Below are 24,964 nucleotides of genomic sequence, written 5' to 3' on the forward strand. Positions count from 1 at the left end.
AGCGCCTTTTTAGGTATGAACAATATCGATTATTCAAACTCGTTATGTTGTGGAGCAGGGTGCTTAAAGCCCTTGGTTTTATAACCCAGGTACAAAATACCGAACATCGCCCACCATAAACCGTATTTCAGTGCAGTTTCTTCAATTTCCAGCCACATCGCAAAGATGCTGATAAAACCAAGCATCGGGATGACCACAAAGCTGAAAATATCTTTCGCAGTTTTAGTACGGCCATCACGCAGTGCATAACGTGAAATTACTGACAGGTTCACGAATGTAAACGCAGTCAAGGCACCGAAGCTGATCATCGAAATCACGATATCCAGATCCATGAAGCCAGCAGTTAAGGCCACTGCACCTACTATCAGAATGTTGTAATTTGGCGTATAGCTTTTCGGACTGATATGACCAAAGATTTTCTTGTTGATCACGCCATCACGACCCATGACATACATCAGACGAGATACACCTGCGTGAGCAGAGATACCAGACGCCATTACGGTAATGATCGCAAAAGTCAGCACATAAGACTGGAACAGTGAGCCACCGACAAGAAGCAGGATTTCTGGCTGAGTTTCAGCAATATTCTTGAAGTAAGAACCCGGTGTAGACGGAAAGTACAACTGCATGAAGTAAGTGCTGATAATGAAAATTACACCAGCGATTAAAGCAGTCAAGAAAATCGCTTTAGGCAAGGTGTTTTCAGTATCTTTGGTTTCTTCTGCCAGAGAACTTAAAGAGTCAAAACCAGTGAATGAGAAGCACAGTAAGGTCGCACCAGTAATCAGGGCACCGACTGAAGTCAGTTCATTCCAGAACGGTTCAAGACTCCAAAGCTGGTAACGCTGTTCAGCTGTAATCGGACCATCAGCATTGAAACCGGCCTGCAGTTTGGTAAAGACCATCCAGGTAAAGATACCGATCACCAGTAACTGTACCAGTACGATCAAACTGTTAAAGTTTGCCACGAAGCGTGCACCGCGCAGGTTTACTCCAGTCATAAAGGCAGTCAGCACGATTACCCAGACCCAGTGGTTCACATCAGGAAACAGTGCTTCAAGATAGATCACTGCCAGGATGATGTTCACCATTGGTGATAACAGATAATCCAGCCAGGAAGACCAGCCCACCATGAAACCAATATTCGGGTGAATCGATTTTTGGGCATAGGTATAGGCCGAACCCGAAGAAGGGTAGCGGCGAATCATGTGACCATAGCTGATCGATGTAAACAAAATTGCAATTAGGGCAATGATGTAAGAAGTAGGAACATGCAAATGACTTTCTTCAGATACCAAACCAAAAGTATCAAATAAGGTCATTGGTTGAATGTAAGCTAAACCAATAATAATGATGTGCCAGAGCCCTAGCGTTTTTTGCAGTTTAGCTGCCGATTGAGTCCCAGAGAAATTTGTCAACGGCGTTATCCTCTTAATCGTTGATCAAGGATCAGTCATATTTAATAAGGATCGTTTGAGACGAACGATCCCCCCTACAATTTTCTATAAAAGCGCGCCAATCTACTTTAAAATTACGGCTTTTACTAGCTATTTTTTGAATTTAGGCCTGCACGAAATGTGCCATTCGAAGCAAAAAACGGCGATTTCCTGCAAGATAAAAGCCCGATGTCTAAAAAAACATCAGGCTTAAATTTTTCGCTATATTGGCTTATTTTTCAGTAATTACCAAGCCTTTTTTAAGATAGATTTCAAATCTTCCAAACTGGCTTCTTTTGGGTTGTAAATGATGGAACCATCATTTAATGCTTTTTCAGCAACTTCATCCAGCTGTGCTTCAGAAATCTTACCTGTTTCACTTAATGTGCGCGGTAATTTGGTCAAGCTATAGATTCGATCACGCATGGTTAAAATTGTAGCAATGGTCTTGTCTGCACGTAAGTGTGCTGGTGTTTGTGCATAGATGTCTGCACCCGCCAATGGCAGCAGCAGCTCGGCAATCTTGTCGCCATTCACTTCCTTGTTATATTCCAGCACATAAGGCAGGAAGAGGTTCATACATAGGCCATGCGGCAAATGCGCGACTGCACCTAGAGCATGGCCAAGCGAGTGCACCAGACCCACCATTGAATTGGAGAAGGCAATTCCGGCCATGGTAGAGGCCTGAGCCAGCTCCAGACGACCTTGGGCATCAGTTGGGTTGTCGAGTACGTTAAACATGTTGGCACTGACCTTTTTCACGGCAGCTGTGGCATAAGCATCTGAAATTGGATTGGCTGCCATACAGGTGTAGGCTTCTACAGCATGTGTCATCGCATCCATGGCTGTCATGGCAGTCAGATGCGGTGGCAGGGTCTGAGTCATACGTGGATCCAGAATCGCTGCATGCGGCATCAGATAATAAGATGCGAATGGCATTTTCATATTCTTTTCGGTATCCGATACCACAGCAACCATGGTCACTTCAGAACCGGTACCAGAAGTCGTAGGAATTACGAAAAATGGCTTCAGCGGTTTAGGCAGGTTATGCGCACCAGAATATTTGAGTAAGTCGTCACCACCTTCAGAGACCAAAATATTGGTCGCTTTTGAAGTATCAATCACTGAGCCACCACCCACGGCAATAATGGCATCGCAATCATGATCACGATAAAGCTGTGCTGCGCTGCGCACTGTACCTAAACTGGAGTCTGGCGGGACATCATCGAAAATCGCTGCAATTTTGGCATCGGTCGATTCAAAAGCAGCTTCAATCGGTGCCAGCAGGTTATTGGCACGTACACCTTTATCGGTAATGATCAATGGACGTTTGGCACCTAAAGTGGCCAATTCAAAAGGAATGTGTTCTAACGCGGCATGACCAGCAATTACTTTGACTGGGCAGAAAAATTCATAATAAGGTTTTGCCATGTTATACACTCCGTTTCAAATAAGATTGAGCGACTTTTAAGTAGATGCTGCTCGCTTCCATGATTTTATCTTTGAGTCCCAGATTATTCGGGTATTCTTTTACTGCCAGTTGCGCCACCATTTTCGGCAAGATCAGCGCTTCCATTTTGTTCAGGCAACGTACCAGACGGATCGCATAGGAAATATCACCATCGGCAATCATGCGGTCATTGGCAAAGGCCTGAGACGTGCTTTCCTGAAAGGAAAACACCAGAAAGGCATGATGCAGATGCTTAAAGGTAATGGTCAGGTCTGGCTTGATATTGCTTTCTTTGACCAGTTCCAGCTGATGTTGTTCCGTGACCCGGGCAACGAAGGCCGGGCCATGTGGAAAAACATTCATTGAAAGCCTAAAATTGGCGGGAAACTGGGCAACTTCCTGTTTGATTTCTGGGTCTACCTGACTTGCCATGACCAGGCCACGGCCAATGATATCCATCATCAGTTTGACATAGGCAAGCTGCAAAGCGGGTTTTACGGATTTTGTCGCAATCACGTGATGATCCCTATCTTGATATTATTGGTTTAGAGTAATTACTCTAATTTATTTATTGTTAAAATGCAAAGGCTTTATCTTTGCTCGACGTTCACCTGCTTAAAGTAACCGCTGCTGCTTAAAGTTTCAATAATTTCAACACACAAGTCATTAAACTTTGGCGGGTTGCTGACGAGGTCATTAATTCGCACCATTTCCAGGCCTGCATAGCCGCACGGGTTGATGGTATGGAAACCAGTCAGGTCGCAATCAATATTTAAAGATAAGCCATGATAGCTACGGCCTTTACGGATTTTAAAGCCGAGAGAACCAATCTTTCGCTCATTCACATAGACGCCCGGAGCATCGGGCTTGGCATAGGCTTCAATCTCATGCTTTTTAAGTAGTTCAATCATCAGGTTTTCGGCATAAGACACCAATGTACGGACATTCCAGCCCAGACGGTTCAGGTCAAACATAAAGTATGCGACGAGCTGACCAGGACCATGCCAAGTGACTTGACCACCACGGTCGGTTTGAATGACAGGAATATCAGTTGGAATCAGGATATGTTCCGGTTTACCGGCCTGACCTTGGGTCAGTACATCATGGTGCTGCAAAATCCATAACTCATCAGGCGTATTTTCATCACGGTTTTCCGTGAAGCTTTTCATTTCCAGAAAACGGTCTTCGTAGGGAGTCAGGTTATTATATTGACGGATAATCAGGGAGGGTTTTTGAACCGCAGCTGTCACAGTGTGCGTCCTTAGAAAATTAAATCATACTGCAAATAATTATAATGATTTCAGCAATGGATAGGGGAGGGATTCGTAGTAATTGTTGGTGAGCTAGTCACACATATAAAAAACACGCCCGAAAGCGTGTCTTTTAATTTGCCAAGGTTGGAGCAGAATAATCTTAAAGTGCAGTCTTGATCAGTGGGCAAGCTGCAAGATCAGCATATACGGCATGCACCTGTTCCAGTTCAAGGAAACGTAGCTGAGCAGTGATCGAATGATATTTACCAGTACGGGATGGAGTGATGCTTACGCTGTCGCCATCAAAGTCAGGGAAATGTTTGGTAAAAATCTCAACAACTGCATTCAGCAGTTCTTCACCTGCAAGGCCAATGAGTTTGATTGGGTAATCCATTGGAAAAACCCAAAGATCTTCGCGGAGTTCACGAGATGGTGTACGGTCTAACATGTAGTCCCCCTATTCGAAACGCCTGCGTAGCGCAGGCGTTTGGGTGTATTGCAATACAAAATGGAGACGAGAGATGAAATTTCAAGTCTCCAAAATTGTATCAAATCTTAGTCATTTTCCAGGAATGAACGCAGGTGTTCAGAACGGGAAGGGTGACGTAACTTACGCAGTGCTTTCGCTTCAATCTGACGGATACGTTCGCGGGTTACATCGAACTGTTTACCGACTTCTTCCAAAGTATGATCCGTTGGCATGTCGATACCGAAACGCATTTTCAGGACTTTCGCTTCACGTTCAGTCAGGTTTTCCAGCACTTCGCGAGTCGCTTCTTTCAAGCCTTCTGAAGTTGCAGCATCAACAGGAGAGGTGATGTTGCTGTCTTCAATGAAGTCACCCAAATGCGAATCTTCATCATCACCGATCGGTGTTTCCATCGAAATCGGTTCTTTAGCGATTTTCAGTACTTTACGAACCTTCACTTCGTCCATTTCCAGACGTTCGCCTAGTTCTTCCGGAGTCGGTTCACGGCCCATTTCCTGAAGCAATTGACGAGATACACGGTTGATCTTGTTAATCGTTTCAATCATGTGTACTGGAATACGAATGGTACGTGCCTGATCCGCGATTGAACGGGTAATTGCCTGACGAATCCACCAGGTTGCATAAGTCGAGAACTTGTAACCACGACGGTATTCAAATTTGTCTACCGCTTTCATCAGACCGATGTTACCTTCCTGAATCAGATCCAGGAACTGCAGACCACGGTTGGTATATTTCTTCGCGATCGAAATCACCAGACGTAAGTTTGCTTCAACCATCTCTTTCTTGGCACGACGCGCTTTCGCTTCACCGACTGCCATACGTTTGGCAATGTCTTTGATGTCACGAACTTTAAGATCAAGGTCTTTTTCGATATCTGCAATTTTTTGCTGGAAGGCCAATACGTCAGGACGTACTTTTTCCAGATAAGCTTTCTGATCAGCAGTCGCTTTCGCAATTTGCTCATCTAACCAGGCTGGATTCGATTCCTGACCCGGGAAAGTAGTACGGAACTGGGTACGGTCCATACGGCCACGACGGACGGCATAACGCATCACTTCACGTTCTGCACCACGGATCTGGTCATGTGTGCCACGAATCATTTCAGAAATGATATCGAACAGACGCGGCGTGAACTTGAACATCATGAACACAGTAGCAAGCGCTTGAAGTGCTTCTTCTGCTTCTTTGCTGTTACGGCCGTGTTTTTCCAGTACCGCTTTGGTATTTTTCCAGGCATCGGAAAGTTCGGCAAAACGAACTTTGGCAATTTCTGGATCTGGGCCTGAGTCACCTTCAGAATCGTCATCGCTATCAGACTCTTCATCTTCCTCGTCATCATCCAGTTTTACATCTTTGGTTGACTTGGTCGTTGCTTCTTCGTCTTCTTCGATTTCAGCGACTTCTTCCAGGACTTCTGGAATTTCTTCATCTGATTCAGGGTCTAAATAACCTGACAGAATGTCAGCAAGGCGGCGTTCGCCAGCTTCATAATCTTTGTATTCTTGTAGTACAACTTCTACAGCATTCGGCCAGTAAGCAATAGAGTGAAGAACGTCTCGGATACCTTCTTCAATGCGTTTTGCAATGCTAATTTCGCCTTCACGCGTTAAAAGTTCAACGGTACCCATTTCACGCATGTACATACGTACAGGGTCAGTCGTACGACCTGGTTCGTTTTCTACAGATGCAAGTACAGCCGCAGCTTCTTCTTCTGCAACTTCATCAGCAGCTTCTGCAGTATCCTCGAACATTGCATCATCAGATTCAGGCGCACGATCATGGACAGGAATACCCACATCATTCAGCATTTGAATGATGTCTTCAATCTGTTCGCTTTCTGTGATGGAGTCCGGGAGATGATCGTTAACCTCAGCGAAGGTTAAGTAACCTTGTTCTTTGCCTCGGCTAATCAGAGCCGCTACTTGAGAAGTAGGGGAAGTCATATCGCTCATCTTTGCTTACTCTTCGTTGAATCTGTGGCAGTGAAAAACCGTGCATGATAGCACAATTCACCTGAAATAGTTTTGGAATTGATCAGTCAAGCATGATTTTATAAATATGTTTGAATAACAATTGAATATCGATATTGGGTCTAAGTTTATCTTTTCAAGTGTATTTCCCAATCTAATTTTAGAAATGTCCCTCATCCATGGGATAAAAAGCGTTCACTATCTAACCAGCTAATAAATACACAATTATGCTGTAGAAAAACAAGAGCCAACTAGTATAAACATACAAAATATATAAATAAAACTTGACAAGTTTTTAAAGGCAAGATAAATAGCGCCTAGACCCATTTACATTTTTCACTACGAGGTAGTTTTAGTGTCTTCGACAGATTTTGAACTAGATGATAGCTACGGTGATGATGATGTTAATTTCGATGAGGCATCGAGTAAGCTAAGTGCGAAAGAGTCGTTGGAAAAACGTCGTCTGATTGATGATCTGCTCTCGCAACGCCGCCTGGAACGCGAACTCAAAGATTTTGATTATGACTTCGACGATGATGACGACTTTGACGACGAAGATTAACGAATTCAGATTTAGCATAGCCTGAATAAATGCTATGCTAATCCTTTCGGTTTTCTAAGTTTGGATGTTAAATGAGTGCTTTAGATTTAGACCTGTTGAGTGAATATCTGGATGGCGACCAAAATGAGTATGGTCTGGATTTTGCGGCAACTCATGGTTTCTTATGTGCTATCGCAGTAGGCCCGCAATTTGACAAATGGATGGATGAACTTTTTGAAGGCAACCAGAAAAAAGTGCCTGCAGAAATCATCAATCAGGTTAAAGCATGGTTAGAGTCAATCCGTCAAAGCTTGGCCAATGAAGAAGGGATCACTTTCCCGTTTGAAATTGAAGAAGCAGATACCGAATCAAGTCTAGGTGACTGGAGCGTGGGCTTTGTAGATGCCATGTTCCTAAACGAAGAAGCCTGGTTTACAGAAGAATTTGAAGAACAGTTGGTCGATTTAACGCTGCCAATTATGGTATTCAGTGGCATCGATGAAGAAGATCCGCAAATGGAATCTTTCCGTCGCAATGGCCAGTTAATGGATGAGCTTGCAGAAGAGATTCCAGAAAACTTGAATGAATTATATCTGATGTACCACACACCAGAATAAGTCATGCCCCGCCATGAAAAAGCACCGTCAGGTGCTTTTTTTAGCTCAGGTGTTTTGTACAACGTTTGGACTAGTGGATGATTTAATCTAAGGTTTATGATCAGCACCGGTACGCTTGCTCAAGCTGTAACGCGCGTAGCCATTGTAGGCGATATGAAATAGCAAGGCATGTAAAGCAATACTTGCAGCTACCAGAAACGAATTTGGCCCGCGTCCTGTATAGGCCATCCTTCTATAGATTTCCTCCGTCTGCGGATGCAGCCAGATGACTATAAACAAAAAGATAAATCCGAAGGTCATGGCAATAATCGTGGAACCCCAGACCAGTCTGCTTTTCTCTTCCTGGGTGGGTAGTCGGAGTTCTTTTTTTACAAAGTACCGGGCGCTGAGAAAGGCGGAGGCAATCAGGGCAGGAATCAGCAGAATGGCGCCCAGATTGAACACGTAGATGAGTATGCCGACTATTAAGACCAGAGTCAGATAAACGGTGGCAAAATATTTAAGATAGTGCGACATCGTTTTAGCCTCCTTATGCTGAGGTCTCTTCAGGATGGACGATTTTTACGTTGATGTCTACGGTATAAAACCCAGCCCATGATGATCACGACAATCGCAATAATCACATAACTGACCTGACTGAAGATTTTGTGCATCAATTCCTGATTTTCACCAAAATAAAAACCGACACAGGCCAGGAAAGTGGTCCAGATAACAGTACCTAGTCCACTATAGAACATGAATTTCCAGAAAGGCATATGGCTCATGCCAGCCGGGATACTGATGAGGGAACGTACTGCCGGAACCATCCGGCCAAAGAACACAATCCGGTGTCCATACTGCTCGAACCATTCCAGAGATTTTTTCACGTCTTCAGATTTGATAAACAGGAATTTTCCGTATTTGTCTACAAATCTGAAAATACTGTCGTGGTTGAATTTGTAGCCAATCCAATAGAGCAATGCCGCTGCTAACAACGAACCGATACTGCCTGCAATAATGACACCGACCAGCAGCAATTCTCCCTGAGAAGCGGAATAGCCGGCAGAAGGCATAATAATTTCAGAGGGGATCGGGGGAAAGACATTGTCAAGAAACATGAGCAAGGCAATGCCCCAGTAGCCCAGCTGTTCCATGACAGAAATAATCCATTCAGTCAGATTCATAAAATTGGCAAAATAAAAAATACTGCTTGTATCCTAAGCAGTATCTTTAAGAGGGTAAAGTTAAGTTATATAAATGGCCAAGTGCGGATTAACTATGGGTTAAGGTATAAATGTAAACTTTACGTAAGCTGTAAGCCAGGCAAACTGGCAGAGCACTGAGCAGTAAATAGTGTGCTGCTGTAGCCTCAATATGGTAGCCAATAAACAGGGCAAGAATGGCACCAATGATAGTTCCCAAGATCACAATAAACAGATGTGATTCTGCTTCTAGCTCATCTGTCAGTTGGGTAATACGTTCCAGTTTTGTATTTTCTTTAGGTTGGAATCTAACAATATTATCTGGATCCCGAGCAAGTGAATTGGCCATTTTGTTTTCCTTTTCATTTAAAAAATTAATTAATAATGAAAGACTTATGGTAACAAAGTAATGTGATATAAAGACTATCAAGCTTAGCTGTAAAAATATGCTGTTCTTGGTAAGGGATTGGTAAGTTTTTTATTGCAGATGTAATGCTTATGTAAACAAAAAGCCCTCCGAAGAGGGCTTAGATATTTTTAGTTACAAAACTGGAATTAGAGACGTTTACGTTTTGCAGCCAGAATTTGCGATTGACGCATACGGAAACCTTCTTTTTGTTTCTCGGTAGTTTTATCGATGCAGTACACACAAGATACGCCGTGTTCATAACTTGGCAGCGCTGCCTCTTCAGGTGTTAATGGCCAGCCACACGCATGACATTTGGTATTTTGACCTTCTTCCACACCATGTGTAACTGCAGTACGGCCATCAAATACGAAACATTCACCTTCCCAAAGACTTTCTTCAGCTGGAGTTTCTTCTAGGTATTTCAGAATACCGCCTTTCAGGTGATACACCTCTTTAAAGCCTTCCTGAAGCAATAAAGAAGTTGATTTTTCACAACGAATACCACCGGTACAGAACATGGCAATTTTCTTGTCCTTGTGCTGTTCAAGATTCTTTTTCACATATTCAGGGAATTCACGGAAAGTTTCAGTTTTTGGATCGATTGCGCCTTTGAAGGTACCGGCTTTGTATTCGTAATCATTACGGGTATCAACCAGAATCACATCATCACGTGCAATCAGCTCATTCCATTCTTTAGGATCAAGATAATGACCAACCAGATCACGTGGCTTAACCGGCACACCTAAAGTCACAATCTCTTTTTTCAGCTTGATCTTCATTTTACGGAATGGTTTGTCAGAGCTATGCGACTCTTTGTATTCCATTTCGTTGAAGCCTTCATCAAGCAGAAACTGATGTACTTTGTCGATGGCTTCACGGTTACCCGCAACAGTCCCGTTAATGCCTTCACCTGCCACAATTAGAGTACCGCAAAGGTTGATGGTTTTTACCAAGTCTAAAAGACGTTGTTGCAGACCCTCAGGATCTTGAACTTCTTTGAATTGATAAAGTGCGGCAACAACCCAACCAGTCGTCGCTTGCTGTTCTACAGGTGCAAGCTGTTCTACAGTAGCGTTCATGGAATACTCCAACGTAGCATGATAATTTGAAAGGCGCATATTTTAACGTGATTTGAATGAATAAGCGAGTAAAAGGCCGGGTTTTAACGGACTTCAAATCGATAGGGAGAGCGTGTATAGTCATGCCGACCCAGGATTTTGATGCAATGATGCAGATGCTGGAAGTTGCAGCACAGTTGGAGTAAGTTTTGAGTTCGGATCGTCGTATTGCATCTTTGACCCCTTGCGCAGGGCGTTGCTCAACCGTATTTGGTGATGCGGTCTGTCGTGGTTGCCGCCGTTTTAATCATGAAGTGATTCACTGGAATAGTTATAACGCAGATCAACATACTGCGGTCTGGCAGCGGCTGGATGCACAGCTAGATCAGATTTTGGTCCCGATGCTGCCGATGGCGAATCTGGCCAAAGTGGAAACATTTGTCCTGTCTAAACGGGTGCGTCTACGTGAAGATGCGACTAAAGGTCGTAAGCTTTACCATGCCTTAAAACTCTGTGAAAAGAATCGTCATTTTACTGATGAAAGCGGTTTAGGCATTCATTACAAACAGGTGCGCCCGCTTTGGGATGAATTCGAACGTCGGGTACTGGCACTCGCCAAAGCCAGTTATGACCTGGCTTTTTTACGGGCAGATGGGATCAGCCAGCATCTGATTCATATGCAGGAAGAGGACTAAGTCCTCTTTTTTATTTAGTAAAATCATGATAGCTGAGGAAATGGCATGAATATCAGTGAATATATTCTCTATTGTCTGGCCGTCGTTATCATGATTGCCACACCTGGGCCTGTGATGTTGCTGGTCGCTAGTGCTGGACTGAAAGGTGGCTATAAGCATGCTTTGCAGACCATTTTCGGGACGAATTTTGCTTCTCTGGTATTGATCACCTTATCTATTTTTAGCTTAAAAGGCTTATTGGTCATTAATGAAAACTGGCTGAATGGCATCAAGCTGCTTGGCTGTTTATATATTGCCTGGCTGGGAATCCAGATTTTCCGGGAAGTCTGGCAAGGGCAGGGTTCAACCAGTTCACAAGGCTTGCAGCCAGTACAGGGAGGATTTCGAACCGGTTTTCTGGTGGGGATTTCCAATCCTAAGGATATTATTTTCTTTGCTGCATTTTTCCCGCAGTTTATCGGCATTACTCCAAACTTAGATTCCAGCTTAGTGATTCTGACGATCAGCTGGATTGTGCTGGATTTTTTGACTCTGTCATTAGTTTATTTAGGCTTTCAACGCTTTGCTAAATCCAGGCTGTATCCTTATTTGCTTGGTTTGTGCGGTTTGATTTTATTGGTAGTCGCAGTCTATGGAATATTGTCTGTACTCATCTAAAAATATTTATATAAAATAAAAATCCCGGTCTTAAGCCGGGATTTTTTATCTTTAAATCTTATACTTATACATTGTGCTGCTGGCGGTAACGCACCAGTTCATCAATGGTAATCACGGTCAGCTGATGCGTCTGTGCATAAGACAATACCTGAATGCCAGAAGCCATGGTGCCATCGGGGTTAGTCAGTTCACACAGAACACCGGCAGGTTTCAAGCCAGCTAAACGCGCAAGATCAATCGTACCTTCGGTATGGCCGCGACGGGTCAACACACCACCTTCACGTGCACGTAAAGGGAAGACATGCCCTGGACGGTTCAGGTCACTGGCGACAGCACCGTCTTTAATGGCTGCTTTAATCGTGGTGGTACGGTCTTTGGCAGATACACCAGTCGTCACACCTTCCGCAGCTTCAATGGTGACAGTAAATGCAGTTTTAAACTGGCTAGAGTTATCCTGCACCATAGGTGGCAGTTCTAAATGATTGGCCAGTTCATCAGTCAGACATAGGCACACAATACCGGAACCATCACGAATCATGCGTGCCATGGTTTCTACAGTCAAAGTCTCTGCTGCAACGATGAGGTCGGCTTCATTCTCGCGGTCAAAATCATCCATCACCAGAACAGGTCTGCCTTGGCGGATGTCTTCAAGTGCTTGTTGGATGCGCTGTTCAGCGGGAGCTAAAGCGGAAAAGAAAATTTCGGGTTGAATCAAACTTGACATTGAAACGCTCACGTAAAGTAAAAGTACGATTGAACATTTCAGGACATAGTGAAAATAGGCTTATAGCAAAACAGTTTCATGCCAAGCATAAAACAGGGTGTACTGCTTTCGTCTTCTTTCATCCGGACTATACCGTCGGCTCTGGATTTGCACCAGATCTGCAGATCAATCGAAATTGACCGCTCGTGGGCTGATTTAGGAATAGAGATTTACTACCCTGAAATTACCACCGGTGGGGAATCTCACCCCGCCCTGAAGCGATGTAGGGCCATTATAGTCCTGATTTTTAAAAGATGGGATAGTTTGGCCAGTCACGAATTTGCAGAATTTCAGATAAGCAAAACAGATTATCTGAATTACTACAGTCCTTTAGCAAAAAACTGGAAACATGTTATGTTGCTATTAACAATAGAAATTGATCAATCATTCTGACAATGAAGAAAACCGAGCTGATCCATAATAATCCATTTTCTCCCTTGCTGGTTTGTGATGCAAAGGTTTTGCGTTATCTCAATATTTTGGGCGTTGCGCTGATTGCAGTCAGTTTGCTGTATTTAATGGCTGCGAACTGGTGGATGCTACCGAATCAGGTACAGTTAGCAATTCCAATGCTGGTTTTACTCTGTAGTGCAATAGCCAGCATTTACTTTAATCAGCGGGAATGGATCAGACAGAGTCTGGATACTGTATCTGGCCTGATGCTGGGCTTAAGTCTGGTGGTGATTGGGCAGATCTATCAGACTGGTGCGGATAGTTATCAGTTATTTCTGCTCTGGGCCGTATTGCTGTTGCCGTGGCTATATCGACCAAATATCGGGGTTTTTGCCATGCTTTGTGTGGTCAGTCAGCTGGCATTGTATTTTTACTTTAAGCAAAGTTTCTGGATGATACGGGCAGAAGGATTATATCTACTGACTTTGAATCTACTGACGGCCATCAGCTTTGCCTTTGCCATACGTTATTATTCGTTACTGCGATATCTGTTTATTGCATTCATTATCATGATTTCGATCAGCAGTATGATGCAGTTTAACCATCATTTTCAGCTGATCTATCTGGCTTCTTCAGTTGTTCTACCAGCAGGGGCTGCATTTTATTTTTATCGTAAGCATCAGGCACTAGAAACCATTTTACTGATTGCAGGCTTGGCTGCCAGTTTGAGCCTATGGCTGTTTGAACTGGTGGACGATCAGCTTACCAATTCAGCAGCGGGCTTATTTATCTTGGCAATGCTGATCTTTGGCTGGTTTGCGCTGATCAGTTTTGCCCTAAAGAAAATTTTTCCACAAACCAAATTCTCCGTCATTCCTTTGGCACTTGGTGCATGGATAGCTGGAATTATTCTGGCAGTCTTGTTGCTGACCTATTGGAAAGCGGTTTCAATTGTTTTAGGTCTCATTTTTATTGGCATCGCTTGGAAATTATTAAGTCAAAAGAATTCCATATTTCTACGTCAGTTTGCCTATTGTCTTTGGGTTTGCGGGCAAGCTGCGGTATTAATTCATACGGAACTGCTCACCGATAGTCTGTTTATAGTGTGGCTGTTGCAATTAATGATGCTGGCTCTGACTGTGATCAAACGGATGCACTGGTTCATTCTAACCTTACAGCTCTTGATAGCTCATGCTTTAGCAATTGTGGTTTTGGCATTAGAGAATTCCTTTAAGCATGATGATATTGTAATCACGCTTGCCCTAAGCTTGAACTATGTCATTTTTATCGGGCTAATTCTAACCGCTAGATATTGGCAGTCCTCAATTTATCAGAAAAGTATTCTGCTCTGGATCATTGCTATGCTGACAGGTTCAGCCGTGGTTCAATCTGTGACTGGATTAGAGCACTGGCAGGGCATCGGGCAGATCAGCCTTGACCACGTTCTGCTGTTTTATGTTCTTCCGAGCTTATTGTTGCTTGGTTTTATCTGGCAAAACTGGCAGCAATTTTCTGAAAAATTGCTCTGGCTGATTCCTATATTTGGCATCTTACTCATTCTGTTGGGCTATTTTAAGATTTTTATCATTATGCTGCTTATGGCATGGGCCATTGTTTATAAGCAGTCCTTGATTCAGGCCTTAACCATCTTGCTGTTAATCTTCTGGTTATGGATGCTGTATTACAATCTGGGCTTAAGTTTTCTATTAAAAAGCATCAGTATCTTTGCTTCTGGGATACTGGTCTTGTTGTTGGCATATATGTTGAAGCAGTCATCAAAACTGCAACATGAGCAAGGAGAGGCAAGATGAAAAAGTTTCTTCCTTTGCATCTAGCTATTTTCAGTATTGCCTTATTTTGTGGATTGATTGCGCAACATGAATGGCATCTTCGAGATAGCCAAAGTATTTATGTGGAGCTGGCACCAGTAGATCCGCGATCAATTCTGCAAGGAGATTACATGGCGCTGAATTATGATCTGCATTTTAGTGCACTAGCAGCGGAGAATAGATCAGAACAATCAGAACCTAAAATCAGTATTCAAGATTTTGAAAACCAGTCCCGTGTACTAAGCTATGTACAGCTTGATGAGCAAAGAAGAGTTGTCAAAACCAGTTTTAATCGAAGTGCGCTGGATCAGCCACGCTCAGCGCGACTAATCCTGAAAAATCCACGGAATACCTTTGAAGGCTTATATCCGGCTGCCAACAGTTTTATGTTCGCTGAGGGACTTGAGCCTTGTTATCGTAATGCTAAATTCGCCGAATTAAAGCTAAAAGAAAATGGAGAAACTTTGTTGGCTGACCTGGTAGATCAAAATCTTAAGTCCTTAAACTGTGAGAACCGAAAAAGCTGGTGGCAGGGGCGTTAGTTTTATTTTAATCAGCCCATAAAAAAGCCCGCGAGAAGCGAGCTTTTGAGAATCTTGTTGAACCAGCTTAGGCAACCTGTACCGGAATGCAATTTGCAGTGTGATTCACAGTGTTATCCGGGTTGGCATAAACCAGACGTGGTTTATGAGCATTGGCTTCGGCTTCAGTGAAATCACCAAATGTTGCGATAATCACGATATCACCAACATCAGCCTGGTGCGCAGCACCACCATTCACAGAAATAATCCCTGAATTATCTTCACCACGAATGGCATAAGTAGTAAAACGCTTACCATTGGTCACGTTCCAAACATGAATTTCTTCGTATTCACGAATGCCAGCTAGATCCATCAAAACGCCATCAATTGCACATGAACCTTCATAGTGTAATTCTGCATGTGTAACAAAAGCGCGATGAATTTTGCATTTTAATAAACGAGATAGCATGGCTAGCGTCCCCTTAGTTGACCTAAGACTTTGATCTTATGGTTGAATCAATTTCTACGACACTGGATAAGTGGGTAGGCTTGCGCATTTTGCGCCTAAATGGCCAGCAAGGCAAGCGGAATTGTCCAGCAATTTATGAATGTTTAGTTCGGTTTATAAGCATTGATTTGATTCATTGCCTGTTGTACTTCACCGTTCACCAGCATTTTGGCGCGAGCAAGTGCATGGGCAATTGCATCGTCCATTAACTCTTGTTCACTGCTTGGTGCTTTACTCAGGACATGACCAGAAACACGGTCTTTAGAACCTGGGTGACCAATACCAATGCGTAGACGATGAAAGTTCGGACCGATATGCGGCACGATATCGCGTAAACCGTTATGTCCACCATGACCACCGCCAGTTTTCAGGCGAATAATGCCTGGATTCATATCCAGTTCATCATGGGCAATCAGGATTGATTCGGGTGCGATATTGTAGAATTTGGCGAAAGGAACAACACTTTTACCGGAAAGGTTCATGAATGTTGTAGGTAGAAGGAGACGGACGTCTTGACCTTCGATATTGCCACGACCGCTGAATCCATTGAATTTAGGGTCTTTTTTAAGGTTAATGCCATATTGATCTGCAAGGCGTTCTACAAACCAGAAGCCTGCATTATGGCGGGTTTGAGCATACTCAGAACCTGGGTTGCCCAAACCAACAATCAGTGAAATATTTGACACTAATCTACACCATTAACACTTATGCGCGTTTGAAGTCAGCGTGCATTGGAGTGTTTTTAGCTGGGTGACGTTGTAACGCTTGGATTTTAACGCTTTCAACTTTACCGTTTACATCAATTTCGATCACTTCTTCGAAGAATGAGTTGCTTTCTAAGAATTTAACAAGCTGACGAAGTTCAAGAGAAACAGCTACAGGAGCAGCTTCGCCACCATAGATGATCGCTGGAACTTTAGCAGCATGACGAAGGCGGCGGCTCGAACCTTTCCCTTGTTGTGCTACTTCACGTGCTTCTGCGTTTAATACGAAGTTTGCCATGATAGACATCCTATTTAAGTTTTAAATGAACCGGACCTGCGACCGATCCGGTGATAGAAAGCCCCGCCAAATGGCAGGGCTTTGGAAATTCAGCGCACTATTATAGATAAGAATCGAACATTGCGCTAATAGATTCTTCGTTGTTGATACGACGAATTGTTTCAGCAACCATGCTTGCAACTGAAACCTGGCGAATCTTGCCAAGAGCTAAAGCTTCTTCTGAAAGAGGGATGGTGTCAGTCACAACCAGCTCATCGATCACAGAATTTTTCAGATTTTCAAGTGCTTTACCAGACAATACTGGGTGAGTCGCGTAAGCAACCACTTTACGGGCACCGAAAGTTTTTAACGCATCAGCAGCTTTACAAAGCGTACCAGCAGTATCCACCATGTCATCAACGATCACACAGTCACGATCTTTCACATCACCAATCAAATGCATCACTTGTGATTCATTCGCTTTTTGACGACGTTTATCGATGATCGCCAGGTCGATATCACCCATCTGTTTCGCAACAGCACGAGCACGAACTACACCACCTACGTCAGGAGAAACAACCATCAGGTTATGATGCTGTTGTTGGCGTAAGTCAGCAAGTAGGGCTGGCGTACCGTAGATGTTGTCTACAGGAATATCGAAGAAACCTTGGATCTGGTCAGCGTGAAGATCAATCATCACCACACGGTCAATACCTACAGTGGTCAGCATATCTGCAACAACTTTTGCAGTAATCGGCACACGGCTTGAACGGGGACGACGGTCTTGACGGGCATAACCGAAGTAAGGAATCACGGCAGTAATACGACCAGCACTTGCACGGCGTAACGCGTCAGCCATGACCAGGATTTCCATCAGGTTATCGTTGGTCGGTGCACAAGTAGGTTGTACGATGAATACGTCTTTACCACGAACATTTTCAGTGATCTCAACAGCGATTTCGCCATCAGAGAACTGGCCTACAGAGGCAGCGCCTAGAGGAATATGTAAGTGACTTACGACTTTTTGAGCGAATTGTGGATGCGCGGTTCCACTAAAAACGACAAGATTGGGCATGAAGCACCCTTGGCGGTTGGTATGTATGGAAGTAGATGGCAGGGGTAGCTGGATTCGAACCAACGGATGCCGAGATCAAAACCCGGTGCCTTACCACTTGGCGATACCCCTAATGCGGCAGAACTTTAATATTTTTGCGGTATTGTGTCAAGGTAAATTAACAGTCTTACAGCAAATGATGTTCTGTCTTTTTTCGAGAAAATGGCAGGGGCGGCTGGATTCGAACCAACGGATGCCGAGATCAAAACCCGGTGCCTTACCACTTGGCGACGCCCCTAGATTTGATGAACTGTAAGATGGCAGGGGTAGCTGGATTCGAACCAACGGATGCCGGGATCAAAACCCGGTGCCTTACCACTTGGCGATACCCCTAATACAGTACATCTACAGGTGAATAATGGCAGGGGTAGCTGGATTCGAACCAACGGATGCCGAGATCAAAACCCGGTGCCTTACCACTTGGCGATACCCCTATTGAACCTTGAAATGACGTAATGGTGATTCTTGCAGACTGTTCACCAGGTAAGATTTACATGGTGCATTCTCAAGAATGTCGATCACATTCATATCATCAGTTACCTCGATAAAAACACAAGCACCTGTACCTGTAAGCTTTGCAACACCGAACTGGTCGAGATATTGCATTGCCTCATCGACTTCTGGATATAAGCTTCTTGCCACTGGCTCAAAGTTATTTCCGAAATCAGATGGCTTTATCTGATAGGCGCAAAATTTAGAGCTCTTCGTGTCTCTTGTCAACGTTTTTTGTGAAAAAAGCTGTTGAGTGCTGATAAAACAGTCAGGTTTTAACACAATGAACTGTTTTTGATCTAAGTCTATGAATGTTAAGTGTTCACCAATGCCTTCAGCCCAAGCATTGCGACCATGAACAAAAATGGGTACATCTGCGCCCAGCTTAACGCCGAGCTCTGCCAATTGCTCGGAATTTAAGCCACAATGCCATAATTGATTCAGCACAATCAGGGTCGTTGCTGCATTGGATGAGCCGCCGCCAAGACCTGCACCCATAGGAATATTTTTCTCTAGTCGAATGATCAGGCCAGAAGGCGTTTTGGCATAAGGCTGCAAAATCTGCGCTGCACGATAGATGAGATTCTGTTCCAGATCGACCGAGGATAGACCTTCAATCTGAATCTGCTGATCATCTGTTTGCTCAAACTCTAGCCAGTCACACAAATCTATCAACTGAAAGATACTTTGCAGCTCGTGATAACCATCCGGACGGCGACCGGTGATATGGAGAAACAAATTCAGTTTTGCAGGTGCGGGAACACGAATCATCATAAGCTTGCGTCAGACCAGTTAACGGTTTTGAATCACCATTGTAATACGGTTTTCACCCCCATTCTCAAATGACTGCTTTAAAATCAAGCGGTTTGGAACAGTTGCCTGCTGGTTATAACTCAGATCTACCGTCCAGCCTTGTTCAATAATCTGGCTGATACGCTGTGAGCTGTCTTTCTGGATCTGGGCAGATTGAGTCGCGGGACGTGCCTGTACCCAATCAACTAAATGACTAATCGGGGCTTGCCAGCCGGTTGCACGTTGCAATAGTTCTTCTGCCGTTGCTGCCTTGATCAGGCCGGTTTTGGCACTATTCAACGTCACCTGACCAGGAGTACCTGAAATCTGGGTTTTTCCGGCACCTAAGATACCAGTTAGTTCAATATCAAATTCTTCTTGCTGCTGAACCCAGGTAAAAAAGGCACTGCCGCTTTGCTGAGGTGTACGTACCCCGATTTTACCTTGCAGCTGGAACTGGTTTTCAGCCTGTACCGATGGCGTGACAGGCGCTTTTTGCTGCACCATCTGCTGACAACCACTCATGAATAGGGCAGTAGAAGCAAGGAAACAGCAGCCTAAAGTACTTATGTTGCGCATAAAAGAATGGACTCGTTCAGGATTGTGGTGCTAACAATAGCGAATTAAGTTGGTTTAATTCTGGGTCATTTGGATGGTTTTGTTGTAATTGTTGTAACACTTGATGGAATTGTTGTAGATCGCCCTTCATATAAAGCGAACGTGCATAACGGACGCCAATTTTCGCACTTGGATTCAGTTCATAGGCTTTAAGCAGCACTTGGGCAGCCGTAGCAAAGTCATTTTGCAAATAACAGATATAGCCATAGGTATCCAGAATAGAAGCCTGTTCTGGTGCGTATTCCAGTGCCTGTTCAGCATAGCGCCGTGCTTCATCCAGACGGCGATTTTGACGGGCCAGCGTATAGGCATAAGCATTCAGATAGGTTGGACTATTCGGTTCGATTTTAAGCAGGGTTTTTAACAACTGATCCAGTTGATCACGATCTTCATGCGGATCTAACAACAAGACTTGAGCATAGACCAGTTCCGGATCATCCGGCAGGTTTTTGCTGGCTTCTTCCAGAATTCGGATCGCTGCGTTCTTATTATTCATGCGTTTCAGAATATCCGCTTGAGCCAGATACAGGAAACTGGCATGTTGCGGATAATTGACCCGTTCCTGAGTCAGAAAGCGCAGCGCATCATGCAATTTATCCTGCTCGGCAAAGATAGCAATGATATTGCGTCGTGAGACCGTATACAGGCTGCCATCCACCAGGCGGTAATACGCCTTGGCGGTTTCATAATGCTGTTTGCGTTCTGCATTGACCGCCAGATAGTAATAGGCTTCATTCTGGTACTGAGCCGAATAACGGAGCTCAACCAGATATTTTTCCGCCCGTTCATATTGCTGCAGGTCAATACTGGTTAAGCCGGCAATAAACAGTGCTTCTTCGTGTTGTGGTGATTTTTTCAGGATCGCTTCTAGTTTTTGTAAGGCCTTTTCAGCTTCATTTAGCTTGATCAGGTATTTAACCTCAGCCAGACGTATATCCATGTTGTTGCGATGTTTGCGACTGGCTTTCTCGTACCATTTCAGCGTTTCCGCATCGTCACCTAATGCCGCCAACAGATTGGCTTTCATCAGGATATAGCCAGTCGACTTTGGACGTTTTTTTAAGGCGCGATTAATAGTGTTGAGAGCCTGCTCTAACTGACCTTTTTGTGCCTCCAAACCGGCGACCAGAACCAGAATCGAAGGATTGTCTTTGGCTTTGCTGGTACTTAGGGCTTGAATTAAATATTCACGGTCATCCGGTTCATCCGGGGCAATCCCGGCCAGAATTTCTTCCAGATCAGCGTTATCATCAATTTTCAGGATCTTTTCTAGCATTTCTGCCGCTAGTTCGTACTCATGCGCTTTTAAGGCAATATGTGCCAGATAAAATAATGCTGGGACATCTTGCGGTTCTTGGACGACCCAATGGGTAGAAATATCCAGCGCTGCATTCAGGTCTTCATGTTCGAGGGCGATATTGAGTGCGCGCTGTTTAACCGCAGTGGAATTGCTTTTAATGGCCAGCACAGTATAGTTGTGTAAAGCGTTTGGAATATCGCGATAGGCGAGTGCGAACTCGGCTATCATACTTTGTTTTATCGCATCATAATTTTGATTTGCATGGTAAACTGCTTCTGCTGCATAAAGATGAGCAGTTGAAGCCATGCTAACCACCAGCAAGAATGTGGTAGAATATTGCTTAATGGTAGGGCCGTTTATACGGCTAGTTGTTAGACGCAATTTTTCTTTATCCAAGTAATGCTTTTTATGACACCGATGTTGCACAATAGCATAAATTTAGTGAAATGATGACCTGATATGTCTTTCTTTGCATTGGGTGTCAACCATCAAACTGCCTCTGTAGAGCTGCGCGAAAAGATTGCTTTTAACCCTGAAAAGTTAAGCATTTTACTTGCCGAGCAAAGCCAGCACCCTGTACTGAATGATATGGTGGTGGTGTCTACATGTAACCGGACCGAAGTTTACGCGATGTCGGACAATGTCGACATGGTGCTGAACTGGCTCGCCCAGACCAATGGTATTGATCCCAAGCAATTACAGAATCATGTTTATCGTTATGAGAATGCGCAAGCCGTCACTCATCTGATGCGTGTCGCCAGTGGTCTCGACTCCCTGATGCTTGGTGAACCGCAGATTCTGGGACAGGTCAAAACCGCACTCTCTCTTGCCAAAGAATCTAAAACCGTTTCGCAAAACCTGAATCGTATCTTTGAATATGCCTTTTATGCGGCCAAGCGTGTGCGCTCGGAAACAGCAGTCGGCAGTCATGCAGTATCGATGGGCTATGCAGTTGCACAATTAGCATTGCAAGTATTTAGCCGGCCTGAGCAGTTAACTGTAATGGTCGTGGCAGCCGGGGAAATGAACAGTCTGGTGGCCAAACATCTGGCAGAAATGGGCGTCAGAAAAATCATTATCTGTAACCGAACTCGTGCTCGTGCAGAGAATCTGGCGCAGGAAATTGCCCACCGTGCAGAAGTCGAGATTATTGATTTTGATCAGTTGGCAGCAAACTTGCATCGTGCAGATGTGATTTCCAGTTGTACCGGTAGTTTGCATCAAGTCATTCACTATCCGGATGTCAAAGCTGCCTTAAAGAAGCGCCGTTACCAGCAAATGCTGTTGGTTGATCTGGCTGTACCGCGTGATATTGATCCAAAAGTTGAAAAGCTGGATGGAGTTTATCTCTATGGCGTGGACGATCTGCAAAGCGTGATTGATGAAAACCTGGCGCAGCGTCGTCAGGCAGCGGTCGAAGCGGAAGTGATGGTCAATCAACTGGCGACCGAGTTGATCACCCAGCAGAAGGTGAGTGAGGCGGGTAGTACGATTCATGCTTACCGGGATTATGGGGAAAGCTTACGTCAGGAAGAACTGGCAACTGCTATGCAACGTATTGCCAAAGGTGAAAGTGCTGAAACAGTATTGGCCGAATTTTCGCATCGTTTGACCCAAAAACTTCTGCATCCGACCTCAATCATGCTGCGTGAAGCTGCCAAAGCTGAAGATCCAAGCTATTTTGAAATGCTACAGAACAGTTTGCAGGACGTGGTTCAGCATCGCCGTAAGGTTAAACATTAAGATGATGTCGGGATAACTTTCCGATATTTAAAAGGCGTTTAAAATAAACGCCTTTTTTATTTTCATGATTTTTAATCTTCGAGTAAGGTCATGGAACGTTTTTTATCAATTTCATAAATCCGCATCTTGAGATTTTTCATCTCCGCGATGCTACTAAACTTTTTCGATTTTAATTTGTGTTGTAGACACTGATATTGCAGCTTGATCGAGAAGTCTGCCGCCAGTTTGTCTGCCTGCTCAGGAGAAGAGGTGTAATCACTGACATTGGCATGTTGCAGGATATGCTGTAACTCATGATGATGTGCAGCACAGGCACCGAGTACATAATAGGTCGACAATTCCGGATCATCCGGCAATTCATCAAAAATCACATTAAATATATTCAGGATCTTGAACAACAGCTGATCTTCACTGACCAGTGCACGTAGCGGTTCAAAATGAATATACAGATACGGATGATTTAGCAAAATCGCAATGACATATTCTTCGGCATAAATTTTGGTGCTAAAGCTTAGAGATGCGTCATTATTGACTTTGGGTTGCCATTTGCGGCTAAAACCGAGTTTTTCCCGGAAGAACTGTTGCAGCAAATAACGAAATGAGCCAGCTTTTGGCAACAATTCGGTTAATTGACGCAGCTCGCCCATCACCTGACTTTTACCTTCAGGCGTTGCAATGTCGTGATTCTGGGTGAGATGAGCAAAGACAAAGTCAGAGAGCAACGGTGCCTGATCCAGCAGACGGCGGAAATTTTCAATGCCTTCACGACGAATCAGGGAGTCTGGGTCATGGTCATTCGGCAGGACAAAGAATTTTAGCTCACGCCCATCGTTTAGTAAGGGTAGAGCAATTTCCAGAGTACGGCGTGCCGCTTTTTGTCCAGCCGCATCACCATCAAAGGCAATGGTAATTCGATTATTCTGCTTGAACAGAATATTTAGGTGATCAGTATTACTGGCCGTTCCCAAAGTAGCTACTGCACCATGAATGCCATATTGCTGCAAGGCAATGACATCCATATAGCCTTCCACCATCAGCCAGTCTTGAGCTTTCTGCTTGCGACCTTCATACAGCCCATACAATAACTGGTTTTTATGGAAAACTTCTGAATCGGGCGAGTTGATGTATTTCGGTTTGATTTCGTCATTCAGTGCACGACCACCAAAGCCGACCACACGGCCTTTACTATCCCGAATCGGGAAGATGACACGATCACGGAGCAGGTCAAAATCCCGACCACTATCGCTAGTACGAATCAGACCTAAAAGTTTGAGACCTTCAATATCCTGCGGGAAGGCTTTTTCCAGATGTTGCCAGTCTTCCGGTGCATAACCGAGTCGCCAGTAGGCAATCGTTTCTGCGGTCAGACCACGCTGTTTAAAATATTGCTGGGCACTTGGACTGTTGGGTAGCTGACGCTCATAAAACTGCGCGATATTTTCCAGCAGGTCGTATAAGTTGCCATCTGCTTGTGCTTCTGCTGCAGGCATTTGCTCAAAAGCGGCAAAAGGATCATCTGTATAAAATTCAGCTTCAGGTGCCTGAATTTCAGCAAATGGATCAAAATAAGCGTTTTGTTCAGGCGCTGGATTTATAGATGTATCCGCAGTTTTTGCTGGTGGTACAGTGACCGGTTTCGGTTTGGCTTCGCGTTTGTATTTTAAGCGGTTGGAATCTTTATTATCTTTAGGCAGTTCAATTCCGGTCTGGCTGGACAGGTCTTTCATCACTTCAATGAAATTGCGGCTGCCAATATCCATTAAAAAGCGGATGGCATTACCATTGGCCTGACAGCCAAAGCAGTGGAAATACTGCTTGTCACGGTAGACGTGAAAAGAAGGCGATTTTTCCTGATGGAAAGGGCAACAGCCCGAATAAGTACGGCCAGTTTTTTTTAGTTTCACGTATTGACCAATCACATCGACAATATCGGTGCGATCGAGAATCTGATCAATCGTATGCTGAGGAATGGCCATGGTTTGCTAAGCTTCTCGTGCTGCGTTATTTAGGTGTTAAATCATTGAAAATTAAGAGTAGGATGATTCATCCAACGCTATAAATGAATTAATTGGTATAACCTGTTTGCACAATTTGTTCAAGCATGGCTCAGAAAATGCAAAAGGGCAAGTATGATAACTTGCCCTTTGTAAAAA

Annotated in this window: 27 protein-coding genes, 4 tRNA genes and 1 riboswitch; of the genes, 8 read left to right on the plus strand and 23 right to left on the minus strand. The window is 44.1% G+C overall.

Translation table 11 applies throughout. The features are described from left to right. Positions 1 to 29: 29 nt before the first annotated feature. From FTU19_RS00510 to rpoD, 6 genes are all read right to left on the minus strand, one after another. Positions 30 to 1,418 (minus strand): APC family permease, encoded by a 1,389-nt coding sequence (locus FTU19_RS00510; RefSeq protein WP_004784881.1) that lies wholly within the window; start codon positions 1,416 to 1,418, stop codon positions 30 to 32. Positions 1,419 to 1,682: 264 nt separating this feature from the next. After that, positions 1,683 to 2,867 (minus strand): iron-containing alcohol dehydrogenase, encoded by a 1,185-nt coding sequence (locus tag FTU19_RS00515; RefSeq protein ID WP_180129860.1) that lies wholly within the window; start codon positions 2,865 to 2,867, stop codon positions 1,683 to 1,685. Between the two features lies 1 nt (position 2,868). After that, positions 2,869 to 3,402 (minus strand): hypothetical protein, encoded by a 534-nt coding sequence (locus tag FTU19_RS00520; protein ID WP_159123447.1) that lies wholly within the window; start codon positions 3,400 to 3,402, stop codon positions 2,869 to 2,871. A 74-nt stretch (positions 3,403 to 3,476) separates the two neighbouring features. Continuing rightward, a complete protein-coding gene (lipB, locus tag FTU19_RS00525) occupies positions 3,477 to 4,136 on the minus strand; it encodes a lipoyl(octanoyl) transferase LipB (protein ID WP_159123448.1) in 660 nt (219 codons plus the stop codon). A 163-nt stretch (positions 4,137 to 4,299) separates the two neighbouring features. Continuing rightward, complete coding sequence (locus FTU19_RS00530; protein ID WP_004784874.1) at positions 4,300 to 4,587, minus strand: YbeD family protein; 288 nt, start codon at positions 4,585 to 4,587, stop codon at positions 4,300 to 4,302. A gap of 107 nt (positions 4,588 to 4,694) precedes the next feature. Continuing rightward, positions 4,695 to 6,581, minus strand: coding sequence for an RNA polymerase sigma factor RpoD (gene rpoD / locus FTU19_RS00535; protein ID WP_004784872.1), 1,887 nt, complete (start codon positions 6,579 to 6,581; stop codon positions 4,695 to 4,697). A 373-nt stretch (positions 6,582 to 6,954) separates the two neighbouring features. Between rpoD and FTU19_RS00540 the strand changes: the two genes are divergently transcribed. Next, entirely contained in the window at positions 6,955 to 7,161 is a 207-nt protein-coding gene (locus tag FTU19_RS00540; RefSeq protein ID WP_004784869.1) for a PA3496 family putative envelope integrity protein, read from the plus strand. A 71-nt stretch (positions 7,162 to 7,232) separates the two neighbouring features. Then, entirely contained in the window at positions 7,233 to 7,757 is a 525-nt protein-coding gene (locus FTU19_RS00545; RefSeq protein ID WP_004784868.1) for a YecA family protein, read from the plus strand. A gap of 87 nt (positions 7,758 to 7,844) precedes the next feature. On the opposite strand, the gene FTU19_RS00550 is transcribed toward FTU19_RS00545, so the two are convergent. From FTU19_RS00550 to FTU19_RS00565, 4 genes are all read right to left on the minus strand, one after another. Then, on the minus strand, positions 7,845 to 8,273 hold the full coding sequence (locus FTU19_RS00550; protein WP_159123450.1) for an ABZJ_00895 family protein: 429 nt from the start codon (positions 8,271 to 8,273) through the stop codon (positions 7,845 to 7,847). A 29-nt stretch (positions 8,274 to 8,302) separates the two neighbouring features. Next, positions 8,303 to 8,920 (minus strand): DedA family protein, encoded by a 618-nt coding sequence (locus tag FTU19_RS00555; protein WP_180052306.1) that lies wholly within the window; start codon positions 8,918 to 8,920, stop codon positions 8,303 to 8,305. An 88-nt stretch (positions 8,921 to 9,008) separates the two neighbouring features. Next, the gene (locus FTU19_RS00560; protein ID WP_159123452.1) at positions 9,009 to 9,287 is read right to left on the minus strand and encodes an FUSC family protein; all 279 of its coding nucleotides are present in this window, start codon (positions 9,285 to 9,287) and stop codon (positions 9,009 to 9,011) included. Positions 9,288 to 9,493: 206 nt separating this feature from the next. Then, positions 9,494 to 10,426, minus strand: a complete 933-nt coding sequence (locus tag FTU19_RS00565; protein WP_004784858.1) for a rhodanese-related sulfurtransferase — start codon at positions 10,424 to 10,426, stop codon at positions 9,494 to 9,496. 56 nt (positions 10,427 to 10,482) lie between these two features. On the opposite strand from FTU19_RS00565, the gene FTU19_RS16265 reads away from it, so the two are divergent. The 3 genes from FTU19_RS16265 to FTU19_RS00575 are packed head-to-tail and all read left to right on the plus strand — an operon-like array spanning position 10,483 to position 11,757. Further along, complete coding sequence (locus FTU19_RS16265; RefSeq protein ID WP_257218376.1) at positions 10,483 to 10,611, plus strand: hypothetical protein; 129 nt, start codon at positions 10,483 to 10,485, stop codon at positions 10,609 to 10,611. A gap of 3 nt (positions 10,612 to 10,614) precedes the next feature. Continuing rightward, positions 10,615 to 11,100, plus strand: coding sequence for a DUF1289 domain-containing protein (locus tag FTU19_RS00570; RefSeq protein WP_179992824.1), 486 nt, complete (start codon positions 10,615 to 10,617; stop codon positions 11,098 to 11,100). A gap of 45 nt (positions 11,101 to 11,145) precedes the next feature. Then, the gene (locus tag FTU19_RS00575; RefSeq protein WP_166137851.1) at positions 11,146 to 11,757 is read left to right on the plus strand and encodes a LysE family translocator; all 612 of its coding nucleotides are present in this window, start codon (positions 11,146 to 11,148) and stop codon (positions 11,755 to 11,757) included. Between the two features lie 64 nt (positions 11,758 to 11,821). On the opposite strand, the gene ribB is transcribed toward FTU19_RS00575, so the two are convergent. Beyond that, positions 11,822 to 12,481: a 3,4-dihydroxy-2-butanone-4-phosphate synthase gene (gene ribB, locus FTU19_RS00580; RefSeq protein WP_180129862.1), complete on the minus strand. Its 660-nt coding sequence runs from the start codon at positions 12,479 to 12,481 to the stop codon at positions 11,822 to 11,824. Positions 12,482 to 12,587: 106 nt separating this feature from the next. Continuing rightward, a riboswitch (FMN riboswitch) is annotated at positions 12,588 to 12,744 on the minus strand. A gap of 171 nt (positions 12,745 to 12,915) precedes the next feature. Here ribB and FTU19_RS00585 point away from each other — a divergent pair. Together FTU19_RS00585 and FTU19_RS00590 are read left to right on the plus strand one after the other, a co-directional pair. Further along, positions 12,916 to 14,724, plus strand: a complete 1,809-nt coding sequence (locus FTU19_RS00585) for a DUF2157 domain-containing protein (RefSeq protein ID WP_180129864.1) — start codon at positions 12,916 to 12,918, stop codon at positions 14,722 to 14,724. Beyond that, the gene (locus FTU19_RS00590) at positions 14,721 to 15,284 is read left to right on the plus strand and encodes a GDYXXLXY domain-containing protein (RefSeq protein WP_159123458.1); all 564 of its coding nucleotides are present in this window, start codon (positions 14,721 to 14,723) and stop codon (positions 15,282 to 15,284) included. Before FTU19_RS00585 ends, FTU19_RS00590 begins: the two co-directional genes overlap by 4 nt. 67 nt (positions 15,285 to 15,351) lie before the next feature. Here FTU19_RS00590 and panD read toward each other — a convergent pair whose 3' ends face one another. The 11 genes from panD to FTU19_RS00645 form a co-directional block, all read right to left on the minus strand. After that, complete coding sequence (gene panD / locus FTU19_RS00595) at positions 15,352 to 15,732, minus strand: aspartate 1-decarboxylase (RefSeq protein WP_004784844.1); 381 nt, start codon at positions 15,730 to 15,732, stop codon at positions 15,352 to 15,354. A gap of 143 nt (positions 15,733 to 15,875) precedes the next feature. After that, positions 15,876 to 16,457, minus strand: coding sequence for an aminoacyl-tRNA hydrolase (gene pth, locus FTU19_RS00600; RefSeq protein ID WP_180129867.1), 582 nt, complete (start codon positions 16,455 to 16,457; stop codon positions 15,876 to 15,878). A 19-nt stretch (positions 16,458 to 16,476) separates the two neighbouring features. Next, complete coding sequence (rplY, locus tag FTU19_RS00605) at positions 16,477 to 16,773, minus strand: 50S ribosomal protein L25 (RefSeq protein ID WP_004784841.1); 297 nt, start codon at positions 16,771 to 16,773, stop codon at positions 16,477 to 16,479. A gap of 100 nt (positions 16,774 to 16,873) precedes the next feature. Continuing rightward, positions 16,874 to 17,827, minus strand: coding sequence for a ribose-phosphate pyrophosphokinase (locus FTU19_RS00610; RefSeq protein ID WP_004784839.1), 954 nt, complete (start codon positions 17,825 to 17,827; stop codon positions 16,874 to 16,876). 36 nt (positions 17,828 to 17,863) lie between these two features. Next, positions 17,864 to 17,938 (minus strand) — tRNA-Gln (locus FTU19_RS00615). Positions 17,939 to 18,029: 91 nt separating this feature from the next. Beyond that, positions 18,030 to 18,104 (minus strand) — tRNA-Gln (locus FTU19_RS00620). Between the two features lie 20 nt (positions 18,105 to 18,124). Further along, positions 18,125 to 18,199 (minus strand) — tRNA-Gln (locus FTU19_RS00625). Between the two features lie 26 nt (positions 18,200 to 18,225). After that, positions 18,226 to 18,300: transfer RNA gene (locus FTU19_RS00630), tRNA-Gln, on the minus strand. Continuing rightward, complete coding sequence (gene ispE, locus FTU19_RS00635; RefSeq protein WP_180129953.1) at positions 18,299 to 19,129, minus strand: 4-(cytidine 5'-diphospho)-2-C-methyl-D-erythritol kinase; 831 nt, start codon at positions 19,127 to 19,129, stop codon at positions 18,299 to 18,301. The genes FTU19_RS00630 and ispE overlap by 2 nt, the downstream gene beginning before the upstream one ends. 21 nt (positions 19,130 to 19,150) lie before the next feature. Next, positions 19,151 to 19,729, minus strand: a complete 579-nt coding sequence (gene lolB, locus FTU19_RS00640) for a lipoprotein insertase outer membrane protein LolB (protein ID WP_180129869.1) — start codon at positions 19,727 to 19,729, stop codon at positions 19,151 to 19,153. A gap of 16 nt (positions 19,730 to 19,745) precedes the next feature. Continuing rightward, complete coding sequence (locus FTU19_RS00645; RefSeq protein ID WP_180129871.1) at positions 19,746 to 21,449, minus strand: tetratricopeptide repeat protein; 1,704 nt, start codon at positions 21,447 to 21,449, stop codon at positions 19,746 to 19,748. A 78-nt stretch (positions 21,450 to 21,527) separates the two neighbouring features. On the opposite strand from FTU19_RS00645, the gene hemA reads away from it, so the two are divergent. After that, positions 21,528 to 22,811: a glutamyl-tRNA reductase gene (gene hemA, locus FTU19_RS00650; protein ID WP_159123463.1), complete on the plus strand. Its 1,284-nt coding sequence runs from the start codon at positions 21,528 to 21,530 to the stop codon at positions 22,809 to 22,811. A gap of 71 nt (positions 22,812 to 22,882) precedes the next feature. Here hemA and FTU19_RS00655 read toward each other — a convergent pair whose 3' ends face one another. After that, complete coding sequence (locus FTU19_RS00655) at positions 22,883 to 24,787, minus strand: DNA primase (RefSeq protein WP_180129873.1); 1,905 nt, start codon at positions 24,785 to 24,787, stop codon at positions 22,883 to 22,885. Between the last annotated feature and the right edge of the window lie 177 nt (positions 24,788 to 24,964).

It is taken from the genome of Acinetobacter sp. YH12072, assembly GCF_013419565.1.
Taxonomy (GTDB): domain Bacteria; phylum Pseudomonadota; class Gammaproteobacteria; order Pseudomonadales; family Moraxellaceae; genus Acinetobacter.